17 protein-coding genes are annotated in these 18,376 nt (G+C 55.5%); 9 read left to right on the top strand and 8 right to left on the bottom strand.

The annotated features are described in order from the left end of the window. Window positions 1–3: 3 nt before the first annotated feature. The gene (locus E1J53_RS11790) at window positions 4–774 is read left to right on the top strand and encodes a hypothetical protein (protein ID WP_134273152.1); all 771 of its coding nucleotides are present in this window, start codon (window positions 4–6) and stop codon (window positions 772–774) included. A gap of 144 nt (window positions 775–918) precedes the next feature. On the opposite strand, the gene E1J53_RS11785 is transcribed toward E1J53_RS11790, so the two are convergent. The 5 genes from E1J53_RS11785 to E1J53_RS11765 all read right to left on the bottom strand — a co-directional run bounded on the left by E1J53_RS11785 (window position 919) and on the right by E1J53_RS11765 (window position 3,667). Continuing rightward, window positions 919–1,656 carry a phenylalanine 4-monooxygenase gene (locus tag E1J53_RS11785; RefSeq protein WP_134273151.1) on the bottom strand — a complete coding sequence of 246 codons (738 nt, stop codon included), beginning with the start codon at window positions 1,654–1,656 and terminating at the stop codon, window positions 919–921. A 99-nt stretch (window positions 1,657–1,755) separates the two neighbouring features. After that, window positions 1,756–2,127, bottom strand: a complete 372-nt coding sequence (locus E1J53_RS11780) for a PRC-barrel domain-containing protein (RefSeq protein WP_134273150.1) — start codon at window positions 2,125–2,127, stop codon at window positions 1,756–1,758. A gap of 136 nt (window positions 2,128–2,263) precedes the next feature. Next, window positions 2,264–2,767, bottom strand: coding sequence for a hypothetical protein (locus E1J53_RS11775; protein ID WP_134273149.1), 504 nt, complete (start codon window positions 2,765–2,767; stop codon window positions 2,264–2,266). Continuing rightward, on the bottom strand, window positions 2,760–3,146 hold the full coding sequence (locus E1J53_RS11770; RefSeq protein WP_134273148.1) for a hypothetical protein: 387 nt from the start codon (window positions 3,144–3,146) through the stop codon (window positions 2,760–2,762). Before E1J53_RS11770 ends, E1J53_RS11775 begins: the two co-directional genes overlap by 8 nt. A gap of 122 nt (window positions 3,147–3,268) precedes the next feature. Next, complete coding sequence (locus E1J53_RS11765; protein WP_134273147.1) at window positions 3,269–3,667, bottom strand: hypothetical protein; 399 nt, start codon at window positions 3,665–3,667, stop codon at window positions 3,269–3,271. A gap of 220 nt (window positions 3,668–3,887) precedes the next feature. On the opposite strand from E1J53_RS11765, the gene E1J53_RS11760 reads away from it, so the two are divergent. Then, on the top strand, window positions 3,888–4,448 hold the full coding sequence (locus tag E1J53_RS11760) for a helix-turn-helix transcriptional regulator (RefSeq protein WP_173021457.1): 561 nt from the start codon (window positions 3,888–3,890) through the stop codon (window positions 4,446–4,448). A 75-nt stretch (window positions 4,449–4,523) separates the two neighbouring features. Here E1J53_RS11760 and E1J53_RS11755 read toward each other — a convergent pair whose 3' ends face one another. Together E1J53_RS11755 and E1J53_RS11750 are read right to left on the bottom strand one after the other, a co-directional pair. After that, on the bottom strand, window positions 4,524–5,057 hold the full coding sequence (locus E1J53_RS11755) for a response regulator (protein WP_134273145.1): 534 nt from the start codon (window positions 5,055–5,057) through the stop codon (window positions 4,524–4,526). Between the two features lie 15 nt (window positions 5,058–5,072). Continuing rightward, on the bottom strand, window positions 5,073–5,399 hold the full coding sequence (locus E1J53_RS11750) for a thioredoxin family protein (RefSeq protein ID WP_134273144.1): 327 nt from the start codon (window positions 5,397–5,399) through the stop codon (window positions 5,073–5,075). 433 nt (window positions 5,400–5,832) lie between these two features. Here E1J53_RS11750 and E1J53_RS11745 point away from each other — a divergent pair, with 433 nt between their 5' ends. Beyond that, on the top strand, window positions 5,833–6,345 hold the full coding sequence (locus tag E1J53_RS11745) for an RNA polymerase sigma factor (RefSeq protein WP_134273143.1): 513 nt from the start codon (window positions 5,833–5,835) through the stop codon (window positions 6,343–6,345). A gap of 985 nt (window positions 6,346–7,330) precedes the next feature. Here E1J53_RS11745 and E1J53_RS11740 read toward each other — a convergent pair. After that, window positions 7,331–8,932: a TonB-dependent receptor gene (locus E1J53_RS11740; RefSeq protein WP_253931540.1), complete on the bottom strand. Its 1,602-nt coding sequence runs from the start codon at window positions 8,930–8,932 to the stop codon at window positions 7,331–7,333. A 239-nt stretch (window positions 8,933–9,171) separates the two neighbouring features. Between E1J53_RS11740 and E1J53_RS11735 the strand changes: the two genes are divergently transcribed. The 6 genes from E1J53_RS11735 (at window position 9,172) to E1J53_RS11710 (ending at window position 18,157) form a co-directional block, all read left to right on the top strand. After that, window positions 9,172–9,765 (top strand): RNA polymerase sigma factor, encoded by a 594-nt coding sequence (locus E1J53_RS11735; RefSeq protein WP_134273142.1) that lies wholly within the window; start codon window positions 9,172–9,174, stop codon window positions 9,763–9,765. Between the two features lies 1 nt (window position 9,766). Further along, complete coding sequence (locus E1J53_RS11730) at window positions 9,767–11,116, top strand: hypothetical protein (protein WP_134273141.1); 1,350 nt, start codon at window positions 9,767–9,769, stop codon at window positions 11,114–11,116. A gap of 101 nt (window positions 11,117–11,217) precedes the next feature. Beyond that, window positions 11,218–14,121 (top strand): ATP-dependent chaperone ClpB, encoded by a 2,904-nt coding sequence (gene clpB / locus E1J53_RS11725; RefSeq protein ID WP_134273140.1) that lies wholly within the window; start codon window positions 11,218–11,220, stop codon window positions 14,119–14,121. A gap of 560 nt (window positions 14,122–14,681) precedes the next feature. Further along, entirely contained in the window at window positions 14,682–15,020 is a 339-nt protein-coding gene (locus E1J53_RS11720; RefSeq protein ID WP_134273139.1) for a hypothetical protein, read from the top strand. An 88-nt stretch (window positions 15,021–15,108) separates the two neighbouring features. Then, window positions 15,109–17,025 carry a DNA mismatch repair endonuclease MutL gene (gene mutL / locus E1J53_RS11715; protein ID WP_134273138.1) on the top strand — a complete coding sequence of 639 codons (1,917 nt, stop codon included), beginning with the start codon at window positions 15,109–15,111 and terminating at the stop codon, window positions 17,023–17,025. A 265-nt stretch (window positions 17,026–17,290) separates the two neighbouring features. Next, window positions 17,291–18,157, top strand: a complete 867-nt coding sequence (locus E1J53_RS11710) for a rhomboid family intramembrane serine protease (RefSeq protein WP_134273137.1) — start codon at window positions 17,291–17,293, stop codon at window positions 18,155–18,157. Window positions 18,158–18,376 lie beyond the last annotated feature (219 nt).

The following is an 18,376-nucleotide window of genomic DNA, read 5'->3' as shown; positions in this document are numbered from 1 at the left end:
ACCATGAAAACGACTGTTCTCCTCTATGCTTTTCTGATCCTGAGTTGCTTGTCCCTGAAGGCCCAAAAATTGGCGGTTTACGCCACGGGAGCGGGACAAAGGGTGAACTACAATCTGCGAACCATCGATGCTGGCGGCCTTTCGATCAACCCCGGTAGTGGTTACGGGGGAAGGCTCGGTTTATCGTTGGGAATTCCCGTTAATTTCTTCGGCAAAGAACCGGGGGAGGTGGTCATCGGACTGGGCATCGACCAGCAACGTGGACTGGCCATTTCGGGCACAAAGACGTCCGTCGTAGACACGGCCGGGGTGCCCGACCGGATCGTGAGCGTAACCCACGTGCTGCAGGGGCGGAACGCCCAGGTTTTGGAGGTGGGGGCTCGGGGGGGCTCCTTTATCAAGGGGGTGAAACTACAGACTTCCGTTATCCTTTATCGCTGGGGGCGGGAGATGTCCACCTCGGCCTATCGTAGCCTGAACCTTGATGGGGAACCCCTGGGCAGCGACTTCAGTGAGCCCCTGCGGGTGCTGCTTCCGGAGCAGCGGGCCAACAATTCGAACCCCCTCTTCTCAGACGATAAGCGGCCCGATAATCCGGGATTCTCCCTTTCCCTGGGCATTGCCTACAGCTATGAATTGGGTAAGGGAGTCGAAGTTTTTATGGCCAGTGAAATCGGCGTTACGAATAGCCTGGACCGTGACTATTACGAGCTGCCGGGGAGCCGGTTACGCTTTGAAAGTTTCCGGCTCGGGCTGCGGGGCAGACTCTTTTAGTTGCCCGTTGGCTTAGGGGCCCGGAGGGCAGGTGCCAGCGTGGTGATCAGGAGCAATGACCAAAACCCGCGCCGTTCACGGTTGCCGAAAGGCGACCTGAACGGAACGGAAACATTAAGTAGTAAAAGGCTTATTTGGTTAAAGCTATTCTTGGGCGCTCCAGCGCTGGTCGAGCTCGTCGACCATGGCAAAGAGCTGCGGGAAGCTGTCGATGGCGAAGTACTTCATCTGCACTTCGGAGATGATAAACTCCTGGGCGAGGACCTCGTCCATTACGAAGGGTACGATCTCCACGTCGGGGTGGTTGAGGTGCTTGACCTCTCCGTAGCTACTACAGATGCCGGCACCGTATACCTTGCGACCTTCCGGAGTATTCATGACGCCGAATTCAATGGTAAACCAGTATAGGCGCTGTAATTGCTTGATTTTCTCTTCGTCGTGCTGGTAGCGCACCCCTAGCTCGCCGAGGCGCTGCGCAAACTCAGCGTAGTCGGCGTTCATGTACAGTGGGATGTGCCCGAAGATGTCGTGGAACATATCCGGTTCCTCGAGATAATCCAGCTGGTCTTCCCGACGGAGCCAGGTGCTGGAACAAAAGCGCTTGCGGGACAGGAGCTCAAAAAACTCATCCACCGGCAGAAAGCCCGGTACCACCTCAATGGACCAACCGTGAGCGGCCATCAGTTTACGGTTTAACGCAGTGAATTTGGGTGGATGATCAGGGGAAATAACGGGATACAGCGCCTCAAGGCACTCAAGGTATTCTTTACAGGCCACCTTCTTGAGCGCGGCCATTTGTCGTTCGGCCAGCAGTCTCCATACGCGGTAGTCCTGCTTGGTGTATGCACTGTAATTTTGGGGAGATGTGGCGGAAGCTGTCATGTTGGCGGGCTAAGTAATGGTTGGGCAAATGTTGTCAAAACAACTAATGCGAAATTAAAGGACTTCTTCCTTTAAAACAAGTCCCGCGGGTTAGTTTATTTACTCGTTGTCGCTGCGGTGACCGGCAATGCTCAGCATGGGGAGCACGTTACGGGCAAAGGAGGAGTAATCGAGGACGGTCGCATCGTCGTAATGGTCGGGGAGGTCGAGAAAGAAGGCATGATTTTCCTTGCCAATCTTTTGGTCGAAGATGAGCTGCTCGTCGTCACCGTTGAGGTAGAAGTAGGAGTGATGAATGGCGTACATACGATCATCATCTCCGTGGTGTTTGCCCGCACTGATGATCAGATAAGAAATTTTGCCGGTGTCCTTATTGCATATGACGTCCTCCAACTTCCCGATATCCATTGAATTTGCCGTGACGACTTCCGTGCCAAGAAGGGCCGAAATTGAGAAGATGAGGTGGTGCATGGTTGGGGGGAGTATGTGTGTGTAACAATACGCGCCCTGGAAAGTTAGGGTAAGTTGAAAATAATTCACAATTCTGCGCCCTTATTCCTGCTCTGCGTGGTAAAATTCTTCACTCCCCGCCGGAAATAGCCAGTATTTATTCCCCTTTTTGCTCCCCTTTAGAGATTTCCTGATTGGCGATACCGATGACGATTTGTACCAGGGGCACCAGGAATTTTCCGGCGTTAAACAGCGCTGACCAGTTAATTCCTTCCTTCGAAGAGCCTCTCTTTTGCGATGGTTCGGGACGTTGCCGGGGAGTTAATGGCTTCGGCGCAGGGGGCGGAGGAGTATTGGCCAGAGGCCCGATGGGCGTAGGAGCAGCATTCTTAGGAGCGGAGACCACGGAGTTTGGTTCTTTAGCCGGAGTATCCGAAGCTGAATCTGACTTGAAAAAACGATTGGCCACCAGTATCGCTACTCCGACGGCTCCAACGGGAGCAACAACGGTTTTGAGCAGATAACTGCTCGTGACCTTCTGACTCTTGATCAGACTTCTCCCAAAGGCTTGTTTGGCGAGTCCGCTTTCCCTGGTCAGGCGCTCCTTTTCGAGCCGCAATTCCCGCAGGCTCTTGATGTTGGTGACTTTCTGACTACTCATGAGGTTCGGATGCGTTGGGCGTTTCTTCGGGCGGGAAGAAACTGGCAATTACGGATTTGACCGCAGGATTTACGATCAGGGTTTTGCGCAGCAGGATGATGAGTACCAGAATGGCCAGCAGCAGTAGGCTGACCAGGCCGAAACCCTGGACGTAGCTATCAAATTTGGCACTGAAAAAGAAAGCCAGCGCGAGTAAGGCAAAAAGGCTCACTGCTGAGACCATAATGATGATGACGAACAGTAAAATGAGGGAGGAAACGATGGAAGCTGATTTCTCGGCGGCACTCAGTTTCAGCACGGTGAGCCGCTTCTCGGCGAATGCACTGACGTATCCGTAAGTTTCTCCCAGTTGCTCCAGCAATTCTTCTTTTGCCTGCATAGTTGATGTGGGTTAAAAGGAAGACGGCTACGAAGTGCTGTGCCCCGTAGCCGTTTTCCCATTTTTGTGCCAGTACCAATACACGTGGTGCATGGAAATGGCTGTGCCCGTTAGGGTTGATATTAGGCCTTGGAGGTCTTGTCCGCAGCGTTCTTTACGTTGGATTTTGCTTTCTCCATTCCGCGCTTGAAGCTGCTTTCCACGTCGTCAACGACGTTACTGGCCCAGTCTTTGCTGGCATCTATCTTGCTCTTGGCCTCGTCGGCAATCCGTTGTCCGCTGGTCTTGACCTGGTCAATCATCTCGGTACCCCGCTGTCTGGCGTCGCTGACGAACTCATTGGCGCGGGTAGAGAATTCTTGTCCGTATTCGTTGATCTGGTTGCCATACTCGTCAAACTGAGCGCGGGCCTTTCTACGGGCGGCGCGCCCTTCGTTAGAGTTAAGGTAGTAGCCGATGGCGATGCCGGCAAGTAGGCCAAAGCCCAGTGCCCATCCCTTTCCTGAATTATTATTATCCATGGTGGTTTCGATTTGAAGGTTTTTGGTAAATGGTTCAATAAGAAAGCAAATTCTGTGGCCCTTTTGTTCTATCCCATACTCAAAAACGGAGAAAAAACATGTGTTTGAACGAACAATTTGTGCATAATTTTGTCAAAGCTGAGAATCCGTGCAAATTGGCTCCGTTCGAAAGTACTACTTTCGTGCCAGGTTCTTTTGTGATCATCTGAATACAAATGGTGTGAACTATCTCTCCCGTAATCTCCGCTACCTAAGGAAGCGAAAAAAGCTCTCGCAACAGCAGTTTGCCGATATACTCAACATCAAGCGGAGTAATATCGCGGCCTACGAGACCAAAAACGTTGAACCCCGGCTCGCCCTGATCAATACGATGGCCGAATATTTCGGGGTGTCCCTGTCCGACATCATATCGGTAGACTTGAAGGAGCGGGCACGCGTGGCCGAGTTCGGGGGGAACGCCATTACGGATACGGAACATAGCCAACAAACCGGAATGGTCAACCTGCGGGACCTTCAGGAATTCCAGGAGCAGTCGGAGCGAATTCGCAAGATGCTCGATGGGTTCAAGGTTTTCTATCAGTACAAGAAGGAAATCAACGAGAAAACGCAGGAGGACCGGCTCAACCACGACGTAGAAAACTTCCTCATCTTCATTGACCATATGCTGGAATACAACGAGCAGGTCATTCAGATGCTCGATGGAGCTGGTCGCACGGGGACAATTGGGTCTGCCGGTCAAACGTCCGAACCGGGATCCAGATCCTCTCTGGATCAGCGCTAATCGGTTATACCCCTAGCTCCCGCTACCCACTACCTGCTCCCCACTACTCACTACCCGCTACTCATACTTACTTCCTTATTGCAAATTATCCGCAACCGACTGCAGGGCCGCAACAATGTGATCCCGCTGGTCAAAGTCCTGATTTCTGAGGTGGGCAATGCTTTTCTGGAGTTGCAGCTGGTTGTTACGCCGACGTTCCCAGTCCGCCTCCCGCTGTCGCATGATTTTCGCATTCTGGGTGATGACCTGTTCGAGCAGCTCCGGTAATTTTTTGATGTTCTCCTTCAGCAAATAGCCCGAGGCCCCCTGCAAAATGGTTTCGGCTACCCGCTCTTCATCGTTAAGAATTCCGGTGATGAATACAAAGGGCGTACCGTCCAGGTGCTCCCGGACGTAGAGTAATGCCTCCAGCCCGTTCATGTCGGGCAGGTTGTAATCAGAGAGCACAATGTCGGGCTGGAAATCAATGAGCTTTTCTTCAAATTCCGTACGGTTCCTGGCCACGGAAAATAACACGGATGGGTTAAAAAGCTTTACCTGGCGTTTGGTGAGTGCCAGGTCAGCCGGCATATCTTCCAGAATGAAGACTTTGAAAATTTCGTTGGACACGGGATGAGAAATTTATCACTGAGCGGCGGCGTGGATCAGTTCACTGATCTTGCCGGCACTGGTAGGCTTGGTAATGCGATGGATCAATTCTCCATCTTTCACGAAAAGTAATCCGGGAGGGGACAGTAAGTTAAATAGTTTGGCTAATCTGGGGGAAGACTCGTAGTCCGCAGTAGCAAAATTCACCATCTTGAATCGGGCCGCAATATTTTCCACAATGGTTCGCATGATGACCCCATTGCCATCCCAGGGGGAAGACATCAGCACCACCGTAACTCCACTACGGGAGAGAAGGGCGCCGATTTGGTCATCACCTATTTGCTGTAATTTCTGCTTGCTCATCGGGAAAATGGGTACCAAGTTGAATGTACTGTTTAGTTAACGGATCGAAAACTGCTGGAGTTGCCGAAGCACACTGACGGTGGTCTTCGTTTTCGGTTTTGGAAATACGTCCTCCTGAAGGTGATCGGTACAAATCCCAGGACTTTCCCTGGCGGCAAAGCACCTTCCCGCACGCTTAAGGTAGAAAGCATTGTTGCCCTCCGTGTTTATTCGAAATAGATATTTTTTTTCGCCCATTGATAAATTTCAATCAGCGGCTGGATTCTCCTTACTGTATTTCATCCGTTGGCGATATTTCGTAAGGGGTTTTGGGATCGTTGAGTTTTTATTTTGCTGATTTACAAGCGTTTATCTTTTTGGCACGGTTCTTGAATAATGGAGGCCGTCTCGCAGTTGCGACCAAATTTTACTACATCCACTTTTACGCTAAGTTATGACGAACAAGCAGTTTCTCTCTGAAATGGACCGCCTGGAAAACATCCTGTTTTCGTTTGCTCTTCGACTCACCCGGAATTACGAAGACGCTCAGGATCTGATGCAGGAAACCATTCTGCGGGCCTACAAGCATCGTAATAAATACGAAGTAGGTACCAACTTCAAAAGCTGGTCGTCTACCATTATGCGGAATACCTACATTAACCGCTACCGTAAGCTGAAAAACCGCCGCCACGTTAACGAACCGGTAGAAACCTTCCTCTTTGCCGTTGAAGATAAAGCCGCCATCGCCAACGGTGGAGAAATGAACATGCACATGGAGGAGCTGGAAAGCAAGCTTCGGCAGATTAATGAGCTGTACAGCGTGCCCTTCCTGATGTTTTACCGCGGATATGAATACAAAGAAATTGCCGGGTACCTGAATATCCCCATCGGTACGGTAAAGAGCCGGATTTTCCTGGCCCGCAAAAAGCTTAAGGCGCTGATTGGAGATCGCTCCATCGCGGTATAAAGATATTATTGACTAACGTACACTTAGACCGGTCGGTTCCCCTTTGGAGCCGGCCTTTTTTTGTGCTACTGCCTCGGATCCTTCCCGGGAAACGGAGGAAAGGCGCCGTCCGCGGGGAGGAGACGCAAGGAATCCGATAAACGCTACTGCCTTTACCGGAAGGAAGATGATGTAAGAAGAGAAAAAAGTGCCATGGCCGGAAAGGTGTTTATCAATATCCCTCAGAGTAAACATCGGCCATGGCACGGCGATAAAATGCTATGAACAACACATAAATTTTCACCCATTTTTTACCGGGAAGGTGAGTCCCGCCGATCAAAAATCAACCCCTGTGGTTGTTTGATGATTCAAATATAGGGCTACTAAGAAACGACTTTGAGGCGAAAAAATGAAGTTTGTTAGGGTGTAGTATGCGTATCTTGATAAGTCATTAGGAATTAAATAATTGGTTGTCAGTAATTTATGTTGATTAAATGAATTGATTTTTTTGCCTTTGTTTTTAATGTTGCGGCCAGTGGAGCCCGCCCATATTTGCGATTCTATTTCAAACCTCCGGGATTAATTTATCACCACTCAAGGATAAAAGAAGTGGTTTTGTCCCCTGGACTGATGCACTGGTCCCCATTGTGGCGGCAAATGATCAATTGCCAGGTGCCCTGCAGCTTGAACCCGTGATTTTAAAAAAAATCCAGGATGTTGCCGTGCAATCCTTGAATTTCGGCGGCCCGGAAGGCTACTCGCCGGGGCAAATGGGGCGGGATTCGGGATGGTCGATGTTCCTCCGTCGGAAAATACTACTTGATGATTAACCGATGCCCGCAACACTTTGCGGGTTTAGGTGATGAAAATTTCGCGCTTGACCTATTGCGTCTAATGGTGTTCGGACGCCATTTCACTCGGCTACGCCTTCGCGAAACAGGCTTCCGACCACGGTTTAGCCCCGATCAGGACAGTGGATTTTTATCACCCTACTACGGGCAAGTCCTCAGTAGTCAAAGGCGATTTTTTCGCTGGGATAACCAAACAGGCATTCCTTTTTCACCAGTCGGGCCACTTGTTCCGGCACCATTTTTTCCCAACCGTCTTCTCCCCCCTGAATCATTTCCAGCACCTGGCGGGAGTAAATGTGCAGGTTTTCGGCCTTGAAGTCCTCAATGTCAATGATCTGACCACTGTCGAGCAGGTGCTTGTAGAGGAACTTGACGCCTTCGGGAATGGGGACATTCTGCGCCGTCATCAGGTCTTCGCTGCCTTCCTGTTGGGCGGGGTAAACGTAAATCTTCACGTTTCTGGTGAAAATTTCCCCGAAGGCCTCCAGCAGCCGTCCGTCCTGATTGTGGTAGTATTTCCGACTGATCAGCTCCAGCAGCTCGTTGACCCCCACCACGATCCCCACCGGAGCGACCTTGTACAGGCTCAGGTATTCGATCAGGTCGCCATACCGCTTATAGTTGCTGATGATGACCGTTTGCCCCAGGGCATTCAGCAGGGTGGCCCGGTGCAGGAAATCCCTTTCGTTGAGTTTGGCACTCTCCTGCAGATTGTCCAGCGTCAATTCCGTGAGCAGGAACGACTTGGCGGGGTCGAGTTGGTTACTGTCCCGGAATTGCTTGTAGGCCGTGCGCAGCATATCCTCGTTTACCAGGGTCGCCGGACGGAAGCTCCCCCGCACCACCATCACCGATTTGCGATAAAGGAATTCACTGGGATGAATGCTCCTGCCCCGCGGATCAAACATGGTGATGTCGGTGAGCCCGTGCTTTACCAGCCAGAGGCTCAGCAGGCGGTTGTCAACCGTGAAATCCGGCCCCTCCAGCACAATCATGTCCACGGCTACCCGCCCCTTGAGGCCATCAAGGAGGCTGATCACCATATCCTCGGGGGTGTCGTGGTAGCGGTAGGCGGCGTAAATCATGTTAACCCCCAGAATACCGATGGCCTGTTGTTGTAGCTGGTTGTCGTTGTCGAGCATCCGCACGTGCAGCAGCAAGTCATTGCTGCCCTTGCCGGGGTTTAGTTGGAACCGCAGTCCGAGCCATCCGTTCCCCCGGATGGTGCGGGAGTAGTTGATGGCCGCCACGGTATCGGCAAAAACGAAGAAATTGGTGTCGGGCCGGTCGTGACTGAGCCGGTCCACCATCAGCCCGTATTCGTGGTCCAGCATCCGGTGAATCCGGTTTTCGGTCACGTACCGCCCCGAAGGTTCGGCACCGTAGATTTGATCGGAATACACTTTATCGTAGGCACTCATCGTCTTGGCGATGGTGCCCGCCGCTGCGCCTACCTGAAAGAAATGACGCGCCACTTCCTGACCGGCCCCAATTTCGGCGAAGGTGCCGTAAATCGAGGGTTCCAGGTTGATTTCAAGGGCTTTTTGTTCCGTTTCAAGTAGTTGACGCATGGCGTGGTTTTCGAGCTGAAGGGGCCAAAAGGAGCGCTTTCCCGCCCGGCCTTTTTTCTTCCGGACCTTCATTTTTTCGGGGCGAGGGGCCGCAGGTGCAAAGAAACGGGAAAAAGCAGACTTATCGGGCATCCCCGCCGCACCACCACCCTGGTGTTGCCTTTCCCCGTCTCGCCAGCCGGGCAAGCCCGAAAGGAAGCCACGCCCGCTTCAAATTTGGGATGCACGATCCCCAAAGCCCAAAATTTCCGGGTCTGGCGCAATGACCGCATCTTCCGGTCGCCTTTTGGGAAAGGACGATCCCACGCTACTGCCTCCACTGATTTGTCGGGAATTTTACCGAGTCTAAACCAGCTGGCGAGCGTGGCAAATGCCAGATAGAGGCCGGCTACCAAAGTCCAGACAAGCACTTATCTTGCGAAGGTATGCTTCGCTCTTTGCGTAATAAGGTGGAAACGGAAGAACTGACGGATGCCGAGCTGCTGCAACGGTTCCGGGAAACCGGTACGGGCGAAGACTTGTTGCCGCTCTACACCCGGCACGCGGAGCTGATTTACGCCCTGTGTCTTCGTTACCTGAGTGCCCCCCAGCGGGCGGAGGACGCGGGCATGGAAATTTGGGGTGTCCTGATGGAGAAACTTCCCCGGCACGAGATTACCAACTTCCGGTCGTGGCTACAGACCACGGTCAGGAACCATTGCCTGATGCAGCTCCGCCGGGAAAAACGCAGCCCGGTGGAGCAATCCGGTGATGACCTTATGCAATCCGACCATTTACTTCATCTAAGTAGTGAATCAACGTCATCAGAACCGCCGGACCCCCGGCCCTTATACCATTGTCTGAAGCAATTGAAGGAAGAACAGCGTCGCTGCGTGCAACTGTTTTACCTTCAGGAGGGGGAGTCCTACCAAAGTATTGCCGAAAAAATGAATCTAAGTGTGGGGCGCGTACGTTCTCATCTGCAGAACGGCCGCCGAAACCTGAAAATCTGCCTGGAAGGGCAGCCAAAAGAACCGTAAAGTGTCTGCCGCTAATCACCGTACCGATCACCTCCTGCGCCGCTACCTGAGCGGCGCGATCACCGCTCCGGAGGAGGCGGAACTGGAACGGCGTGCCCGGAAAGATCCCGCTCTGGCCGAAGCCATGGAGGGGCTGCGGATGTTTCCCGAGGAAGATCACGCGCTGCGCGTGCAGCGAATGTTGGCGGGTGCCGGACAACAACAGGCGCCACCGACGGGAGCCAGGGTGCGGAAGATCAACTGGCAGCGCTGGTCCATTGCGGCCGGTTTGCTTCTGCTCCTGGGGGTTGCCGCCTTCTGGTTACCCACGGCCTTCGATGCGGCGGGAGACTCCATGGCCATGGAATCCGCCCCGGCCCCCGATGCCCCGGCAACAACTGTCCCCGAACCCGCCCTGCTGGACGAAGCTGCTCCCGAGGAGCCGGCTCCAATCCCGCAAACACGGGACCTGCAGTCCCCTGCCCCCACCTCCGAAGCCGTCGGTTCCGTCAATCGTCCTGATCCGGAAGACGACCTGATGGAGGAGTCCTTAGCGGCTGACCGAACGGAACCCGCGGTGGTTCCACCCGTTGTGGCCTCCACTCCGCCACCGCCGCCGCCACCGCCGGCCCCCGTGGAAGAGCTCGCCACGGAAGAAGAATACGCGGAGGCCGAACCACCAGCGGTTGAAGATGCGCTTCCCGGGGTGACGCCTTCCGCCGAAGCAACCGCCACGGACCGGGAGAAGATGGAACCTACTGCCATGAGGCGACGGCAGTCCGCACCGGAAGCTGCGGGTAATGCTCCGGAGGCGGAGTATCTCCGTGGTCGGGTGACGACGGTGAACGGTGCCCCCATCCAGAATGCCCTGGTCCGGATTCCGGGGCTGCCGCTCGGGGAGCGTTCGGACTCCAACGGGTCCTTTCAGATTCAGATCGATCAGACAATCTCCCGCCTGATGATTTCTCACCCCGATTACGAAGACGAGGACCTGGAAGTTCCCGAGGCGGGGCAGGACCTTCAGGTGAGTATGTCGCCGGAAGAACGGGAGAGCGGCCACGATTGGGCGCAGGATGCCGCGGCGACGAAAATCGAGATTGATAAGAGTCCGGGTTACGCCCGACCGGAAGAAGGTTACGGAGATCTCCGCAAGCGCATCGAAGCCAACCGGCCGGAGGGGCTCCCCAGCGGTAAGGTGAAAGTGAGCTTTCTGGTTAATCTGGACGGTAGCCTCACGGATTTTCGCTTCCGTGGCCGCCCCGATTCGGCAACCATGGAGTACGTCGGGCGAACGCTCGTCGAAACATCCTCCTGGAATGTCGTTAAAGGGGAAAAGCCCGTCCGGGTTCACTTTAAGTTGCGCTTCGAGTAGCCTATCTTCACCGCGTTTCGTTGAAAAATGGGCGTTAGGACCCCGGTTCACGACGCCGCAGCGACCCCTACCGATCAGGATTCCATCCTACCAACTGAAATATGACGTACGAGAATTTTACGACCAAAGCCCAGGAAGCCATCATTCAGGCGCAGAAAATCGCCAAGGAAATGGATCAGCAACAGGTGGATACGCCCCACCTCCTGGCGGGAATCATTACCGTGGACGAAAGTGTGGCGGACTTTATCTTTAAAAAGGTTGGCGTAGACACCGGCGCGGTGCGCCGGGAGCTCAAGGAGGTCATCATGGATTACCCCAAAGTGAAGGGGAACCAGAAGCAGTACCTGACCAACGACGCCAACCGCGCCCTGGCCCGCGCCAAGAAGATGTTGAAGGACTTCGGAGATCAGTACATCAGTATTGAGCTCATGCTGCTGGGCATTATCCAGGGCGCCAGCGACAAGGGGGCCCGCATCATGAAGGAACTCGGAGCGACCAACGACGGCATCCGCGGCGCCATTCAGGAACTGCGCAAAGGAAAGACCGTCTCCGATCCGGGAGATGATAACACGTATAACCTGCTCGAGAAATTTACCATCAACCTCAACGAGCGGGCCGAAAACGGTAAGCTGGACCCCATCGTCGGGCGGGATGAAGAAATTCGCCGACTGCTCCAGATTCTCAGTCGCCGCAAGAAAAACAACCCCCTCCTCATCGGGGAACCCGGCGTGGGTAAAACGGCCATCGTGGAGGGTATTGCCCACCGGATCGTGAAGGGAGACGTTCCCGAGAGCCTGAAGGAAAAGCGCATTTTCGTGCTCGACATTGCCGGCATGCTCGCCGGTGCCAAATACAAGGGGGACTTCGAGGAACGCCTCAAGGGCATCATCAAGGAAGTAACCAACAGCAACGGTCGCTACATCCTCTTCGTGGACGAGATTCACACCCTCATCGGTGCCGGAGGCGGCAACGGTGCCATGGATGCGGCCAACATCCTCAAGCCCGCCCTGGCGCGGGGAGACCTGCGGACCATCGGGGCCACCACTCTGGACGAATACCAGAAGTACTTCGAAAAGGACAAGGCCTTGGTTCGTCGTTTCCAGACCGTGCGGATCGAGGAGCCCAGCGTAGAAGACACCATCTCCATCCTGCGCGGCCTGCAGGAACGCTACGAGGTGTACCATAAAATCGAGATTCTGGACGAAGCCCTCGTGGCGGCGGCGGAATTGAGTAACCGCTACGTCAGTGATCGGTTCCTTCCGGACAAGGCCATCGACCTGATGGACGAAGCGGCCGCTCGCTTGCGCCTGGAACTGGATTCGGTCCCCGAAGAAATTGACGAAGCGGACCGGAAGGTACGCCAGCTGGAAATCGAGCGGGAGGCCATCAAACGTGAGAACAGCGCCCCCAAACTCAAGGTGATCGAAGAACAGATCGCCAATGCCCGCGAGAAACGGGATAGTCTGCGCGCGCGGTGGCGCAACGAGAAAGAACTGGTGGACAACAGCCAGAACCTGAAAAAACAGGTGGAAGAGTTGGAGCTGGAGGCAGAAAAGGCCGAGCGCAACAGCGATTTCGAAACGGTGGCCAAAATCCGTTACGGACAGCTGGCGGATCTGCAGAAGAAGATCGAAGCGGCCGAAAAGGAACTGGAAGAACTGCCCGACGAAAAGCGCTTCACCAACGAAGAGGTGACGGCCAACGACATCGCCGAGGTAGTCGGCCGCTGGACGGGAATTCCCGTGCAACGGATGCTGCAGAGTGAGCGGGAGAAACTGCTCAAGCTGGAGGATGAACTACACAAGCGCCTGATCGGTCAGCACGAAGCCGTAACGGCGGTCTCCGACGCCGTGCGGCGCAGCCGCGCCGGGCTGCAGGACGAAAACCGTCCCATCGGTTCCTTCATCTTCCTGGGCCCCACCGGAGTCGGTAAAACGGAGCTGGCCAAGGCGCTGGCCGAAGTACTCTTCAACGACGAGCGGGCCATCACCCGCATCGACATGAGCGAATATCAGGAGCGACACACGGTCAGCCGACTGGTGGGCGCCCCTCCGGGATACGTGGGCTACGACGAGGGCGGACAGCTCACCGAAGCGGTGCGCCAGCGGCCCTATTCCATCGTGCTGCTGGACGAAATCGAAAAAGCGCACCCGGATACCTTCAACATCCTGTTGCAGGTGCTCGATGATGGCCGACTGACCGACAACCGCGGACGGGTAGCCAACTTCAAGAATACCATCATCATCATGACTTCCAATATGGGAGCCGATACGATCCTGGAAAATTTTGAAGATCTCGCCAACGTCGAGGAGGAGCATCACGCCGACATCATCAACACCACCAAAGAGGAAGTTTTTGACACCTTAAAGGATAACCTCCGGCCGGAATTCCTCAACCGTATTGACGAGCGCATCATGTTCCTGCCACTGACGCGGGCGGAGATCAAAAAGATCGCCCGTCTGTTGCTGCGCAAGACGGAGAAGATGCTGGCTCGCCAGGGGATGGTCATCAAGATCAGCGACCGTGCCCTGGACTGGTTGGCCGAGCGGGGCTACGACCCGCAATTTGGTGCCCGCCCGATGAAGCGGGTGTTACAGGCCGACCTGGCCGACGAACTCAGCAAGGACCTGATCGCCGGTAACTTCGTGGCCGGTGACACCATCTACGTCGACGCCGATAAGGACAAACTCACCTTCGGCAAGGAACCCTTCCCGGATAAGGAGCCCGCCGCCGAAGTAGACGCCGAGGCCGCCGCCGAAGCGGCGGCCGTGGTGGAAGAAAAGGCCAAGGCCGAAGCCAAGGAGGAAGCCGCCAAGGCTCCGCGGAAGCGGAGCCGTCGGGGCAGTAGCCGCAAAAAAGCTGCGCCAAAGGCGGAGGAGAAGTCCGAGGAAGAAGCCGATGCCAATGTAGCCGAGCTGAAGAAAGCCACCCAGGAATTACTGGAGGCTACGGAAGCGGTAAAAAAGGATAAGAAGGGGAAGAAGTCTGAGGACGTTAAAAAATAGGTTGACGTAAGCTCGTCCGCCCAGGCGCGAGGAACGAGCTGACTGGCCGGCCGAGCGGGCATGAACTGGTCGAGACGTTCCACGTCGAGCTGATCCCGTAAGGACACCTTCTCCGCAGACTGAGTCAGAACGAGCTATTGGTCGGTCAAGCGGGCATATCCTTTCCGAAAACCTCAATCTATCCCAGTAGCGAGGGCTTTAGCCGTTGAATTAGGCATTCGCCGGATAAAGCCGGCGCTACTGAAAAGATGTGGATTGCAGAAGGTTGCCGAAGTATTGAAGAGGCAAGAGAGGTGGGAAGAAGTCTGAGGACGTTAAAAAATAGGTTGACGTAAGCTCGTCCGCCCAGGCGCGAGGAACGAGCTGACTGGCCGGCCGAGCGGGCAGAGAGCGCGAGGATTCCATTACATTGCATCCCGGCAAAGCACGAGGATTCCGATTCACTGCACCTGCGGTGATCGCCCGGTCCTGAATAAGGGTTGCCTGGCCCACCATGCCTCCCGTCTTGCGCATCTTTCTGATACCTTCCGTCGTTAATACTCTAAAAGTGCAGATTCACCATGGGTTTTCTTCGTCTTTTCAAACCACCTTCTCACCAACGCTTCAACTACAAGCCCCGCTACTGGGACCCCAAAAAGGAGGAAGCCGAGGAACGCCGCAAGCGCATTGAGACGCTTCAGTCGGGTGGGGTGGAGGCCATGAAGGCCCGCCTGAGCGGCGGTTTCCGCAAGGGCGCTGGCGGCGAGGCCGCCGGAACCTACCGTAACCGCCGGGTGCGGCAGTCAAACCGCAACCTCTTCCTCGTGCTCATCGTCCTGGCCGCCCTGACCTATTTCGCCCTGATGGTATATTTCCCGGACCTGTCCATCATGATGGGCACCAGCGAAACGCCGGAGTAGACCAGGCGTCTCCGCCGGGCAGCCGACTTGTATTCCCCGACGGAATCCGTATTTTGGCGCACTCACGAGCTGATACACCAACTTGAATATGTCGGACAATCTCGTCCATCTTCTCCCCGATGCCATTGCCAATCAGATTGCCGCCGGTGAAGTAATCCAGCGGCCCGCCAGTGTGGTGAAAGAACTGGTGGAAAATGCCGTCGATTCCGGAGCATCCCGGATTGACCTGATCATCAAGGACAGTGGAAAGACCCTGATTCAGGTAGTGGACGATGGTTGTGGAATGTCGGAGACGGACGCCCGGATGTCCCTGGAGCGCCACGCGACCAGTAAGCTAAGGACGGCCGATGACCTCTTCAATCTCCGGACGATGGGATTCCGCGGGGAAGCCCTGGCCAGCATCGTGGCCGTCGCCCAGTTGGAGATGAAAACCCGTCGGGCACCCGACGAGCTCGGCACCCGCCTGCTGGTGGAGGGCAGTGAAATCAAGGTGCAGGAGCCCATCGCCACGCCACCGGGCACCAGCATTGCCGTCCGTAACCTGTTCTTCAACGTACCGGCCCGCCGGCAGTTCCTGAAGAGCGATTCGGTGGAGTTGCGGCACATCAGGGATGAATTTACCCGCATCGCGCTGGCCAATTCCGAAATTCGCTTCGATCTGTACGTCAACGACCGACTGGACCTCTCCCTCCCCGCCGGCAAACTCCGGCAGCGCATCGTGCAGGTCTTCGGCAAAAAATACGATACCCTCCTCGTGCCCATTGAGGAGGATACGGACGTGCTCGCCATATCGGGCTTCGTCGGTAAGCCCGAAGCGGCCCGCAAGTCGCGGGTGGGGCAGTTCTTTTTTATCAACAACCGCTTCATCAAGAGCAGCTACCTGCACCACGCGGTGGTCAACGCCTACGATGAACTACTACCCAAGGACACCTATCCGTTCTACTGCATTTACCTGGACATCGATCCGGGAAGGATCGACGTCAACGTTCACCCCACCAAACAGGAGATCAAGTTTGACAACGAGCGGATCATCTACAACTACCTGAAGGCCACGATCCGGCACGGCCTGGGCCGGGCCAGCATCATGCCCTCGATCGACTTCGAGGCGGACAATTTCTTCTCCCCCTCCCGGACCAGCATCCGGTCGGCGCCCCAGGCGGTGGACGAGGGGGAGGCTCTGCCCAGTAAGATGAACCCCGATTACCGGGCCAGTAGTGGCGGCAATTCGGCCGCCACCGGCATGAGCGCCGACGAGGCCAGCCGTCACGCCCGCAACCTGCGCAACTGGCAGAAACTGTACGAAGGTCTGGGAAGCGTGGAGGGACCGGCCACGGGTGATGCACCACCGGAACTCGATTTCTCCGTTGACGCCACCGACGAAGGAGAACTGCTTCCTAGCCGTATGAGCCAGGAGGCGGACGAAACCCCGATGGAAAAGGTGGACCGCGCTCCCTTTCAGCTGCACCGGCGCTACATCGTTTCCTCCATCAAGAGCGGCTGGCTGCTGATCGACCAGCAGGCCGCCCACCAGCGCATCCTCTTCGAAGGTTTCCTGAACAACCTCCGTAATACACCCGCTGCGAGTCAGCAATCCCTCTTTCCCCAAACCTTAGAACTGCCCCACGCCGACGCCGACATGATGATGACGATCCTGCCGGATCTGCAGTCGCTGGGCTTCGACATCGAAGCCTTTGGGGGCAATTCCTTCATCGTCCGGGGGGTGCCGGCCGAGCTGGCGGAGGAAAACAACGAAAAGGAGCTGCTGGAGCAACTGCTCGAGCAGTTCAAGCAAAACGTGGACATGGAGAGCGACGGCCACACCCGACTGGCGCGCGCCCTGGCGCGCAGCGGCGCCATCCGGCCGGGACAATCACTCGGCGAGGCCGAAATGCGCAGCCTCATTGATCGATTGTTTGCCTGTGAACAGCCCCGACTGGCGCCCAATGGTCGGAAGTGTTTCGTTGAGTATGAACTAGACGAAGTGGCGCGTCGTTTTGAAAGCTAAGAGCTTATTTGGATTTTGGTCGTCTGGCCGAATTTGAGAATTTTTTGGTAGTAGCAAGGCGGGAAAGCCGGAGTTTAGCAGCGCTAAATGAGGATTTTCCCAACGCAGCTAGTACCAAAAAAGGCCAAATGGAGGTCGATTACTAAAGTCCAAACAAGCTCTAAGCGTTGGGTAAGGTCCGGAACGGCCGGCAATGGTCGCCGGTGAAATGGCCCGGACCGGAACGCATTTTTTCCACGAGAACCGGCGCTAATCCATCCAGCTTATGCCTCCCTTAACCCCGATTGTTCGGAGCCTGCTCATCATCAATGTTGTGGTCTTTGCCCTGATGTACTTCATCGGCGGTCAGATTTATGACCCCAACAGCTGGTACAGCTACCTGGCCCTCCACCACCCCAAGAGTGATCTGTTTGAGCCCATCCAGCTCGTGTCCCACGTGTTCATGCACGGCGGACTGACGCACATCTTCTTCAATATGTTCGGGCTGGTGATGTTCGGACCCATCCTGGAGGCCCGCTTCGGGCCGCAACGCTTTCTGATCCTGTACGCCCTGGCGGCGGTGGGGGCCTTTTCGCTCCACCTCGGATACGCCAGTTTTGAGATCAGTCAGTTCGAGGCCATGCTGGAGGCCTTCCGGGTTGACCCCAGCCTGCAAAATTTTAATGCCTTCTTTGAGAAGGTTCCGGTGGAAGCGCTGCGCCTGGATAATGGGGAAACCTTGTCCTCTATCGTAGAGCAGCTGCAGGGCGATTTGGCCATGAACAAGAACCTTGAATTTACCGTGGCCCAGGGCGCTTCGGCGATGCAAGAGTACATCAATTACCTGCCGGACATTCCCGTAGTGGGGGCTTCGGGGGCCATCTACGGCATCGTGGCGGCCTTCGCGATCTTCTACCCGGACTTCAAGCTGGCCCTCATTTTCCTCCCCATTCCCTTCAAGGCGCGCTACTTCGTGCCCGTGCTGCTGGTCATTGAGCTGGTCCTCGGCATCGTGCAGCCAGCCTGGGATCCACTGGCGCACTTCGCCCACCTGGGGGGAGCCATCGTCGGCGGTTTGCTGGCCTTTTACTGGAAGCGGACGAGTATGCCCCCGGGCGTACGCCGCTGGGACGAAGGGGTGCCGCGGGAGTAGCCTGAGGTTGTCCTCCGGATATGCGGGGGATTTGGGGCCCGGCGGGCGGGTGCCAGCCTGGTGGGTTGGGCCATGACTCCGGGTAGGAAGCGTCGTTGCCAACGTGCACTGGGCAGCGTTGCTTCCCGTTTACTCGGCACCTTACTGCGGACCCCGGCACCTGCCGCAGGCCACGCTGCTTAAGCCTACTTTTCGGCATGTCCTTGGTAGGTTTAGCGA

Origin of the sequence: Lewinella sp. W8 (genome assembly GCF_004375085.3) — a bacterium.
Taxonomy (GTDB): domain Bacteria; phylum Bacteroidota; class Bacteroidia; order Chitinophagales; family Saprospiraceae; genus Neolewinella.
This window is presented reverse-complemented; position numbering and strand designations above follow the sequence as displayed.

Coding starts and splice junctions, on each gene's coding strand:
- E1J53_RS11765 (WP_134273147.1), bottom strand. CDS start 3,667: ATGGATAATAATAATTCAGGAAAGGGATGGGCACTGGGCTTTGGCCTA.
- E1J53_RS11775 (WP_134273149.1), bottom strand. CDS start 2,767: ATGAGTAGTCAGAAAGTCACCAACATCAAGAGCCTGCGGGAATTGCGG.
- E1J53_RS11750 (WP_134273144.1), bottom strand. CDS start 5,399: ATGAGCAAGCAGAAATTACAGCAAATAGGTGATGACCAAATCGGCGCC.
- E1J53_RS11790 (WP_134273152.1), top strand. CDS start 4: ATGAAAACGACTGTTCTCCTCTATGCTTTTCTGATCCTGAGTTGCTTG.
- clpB (WP_134273140.1), top strand. CDS start 11,218: ATGACGTACGAGAATTTTACGACCAAAGCCCAGGAAGCCATCATTCAG.
- mutL (WP_134273138.1), top strand. CDS start 15,109: ATGTCGGACAATCTCGTCCATCTTCTCCCCGATGCCATTGCCAATCAG.
- E1J53_RS11785 (WP_134273151.1), bottom strand. CDS start 1,656: ATGACAGCTTCCGCCACATCTCCCCAAAATTACAGTGCATACACCAAG.
- E1J53_RS11735 (WP_134273142.1), top strand. CDS start 9,172: ATGCTTCGCTCTTTGCGTAATAAGGTGGAAACGGAAGAACTGACGGAT.
- E1J53_RS11770 (WP_134273148.1), bottom strand. CDS start 3,146: ATGCAGGCAAAAGAAGAATTGCTGGAGCAACTGGGAGAAACTTACGGA.
- E1J53_RS11780 (WP_134273150.1), bottom strand. CDS start 2,127: ATGCACCACCTCATCTTCTCAATTTCGGCCCTTCTTGGCACGGAAGTC.
- E1J53_RS11745 (WP_134273143.1), top strand. CDS start 5,833: ATGACGAACAAGCAGTTTCTCTCTGAAATGGACCGCCTGGAAAACATC.
- E1J53_RS11720 (WP_134273139.1), top strand. CDS start 14,682: ATGGGTTTTCTTCGTCTTTTCAAACCACCTTCTCACCAACGCTTCAAC.
- E1J53_RS11710 (WP_134273137.1), top strand. CDS start 17,291: ATGCCTCCCTTAACCCCGATTGTTCGGAGCCTGCTCATCATCAATGTT.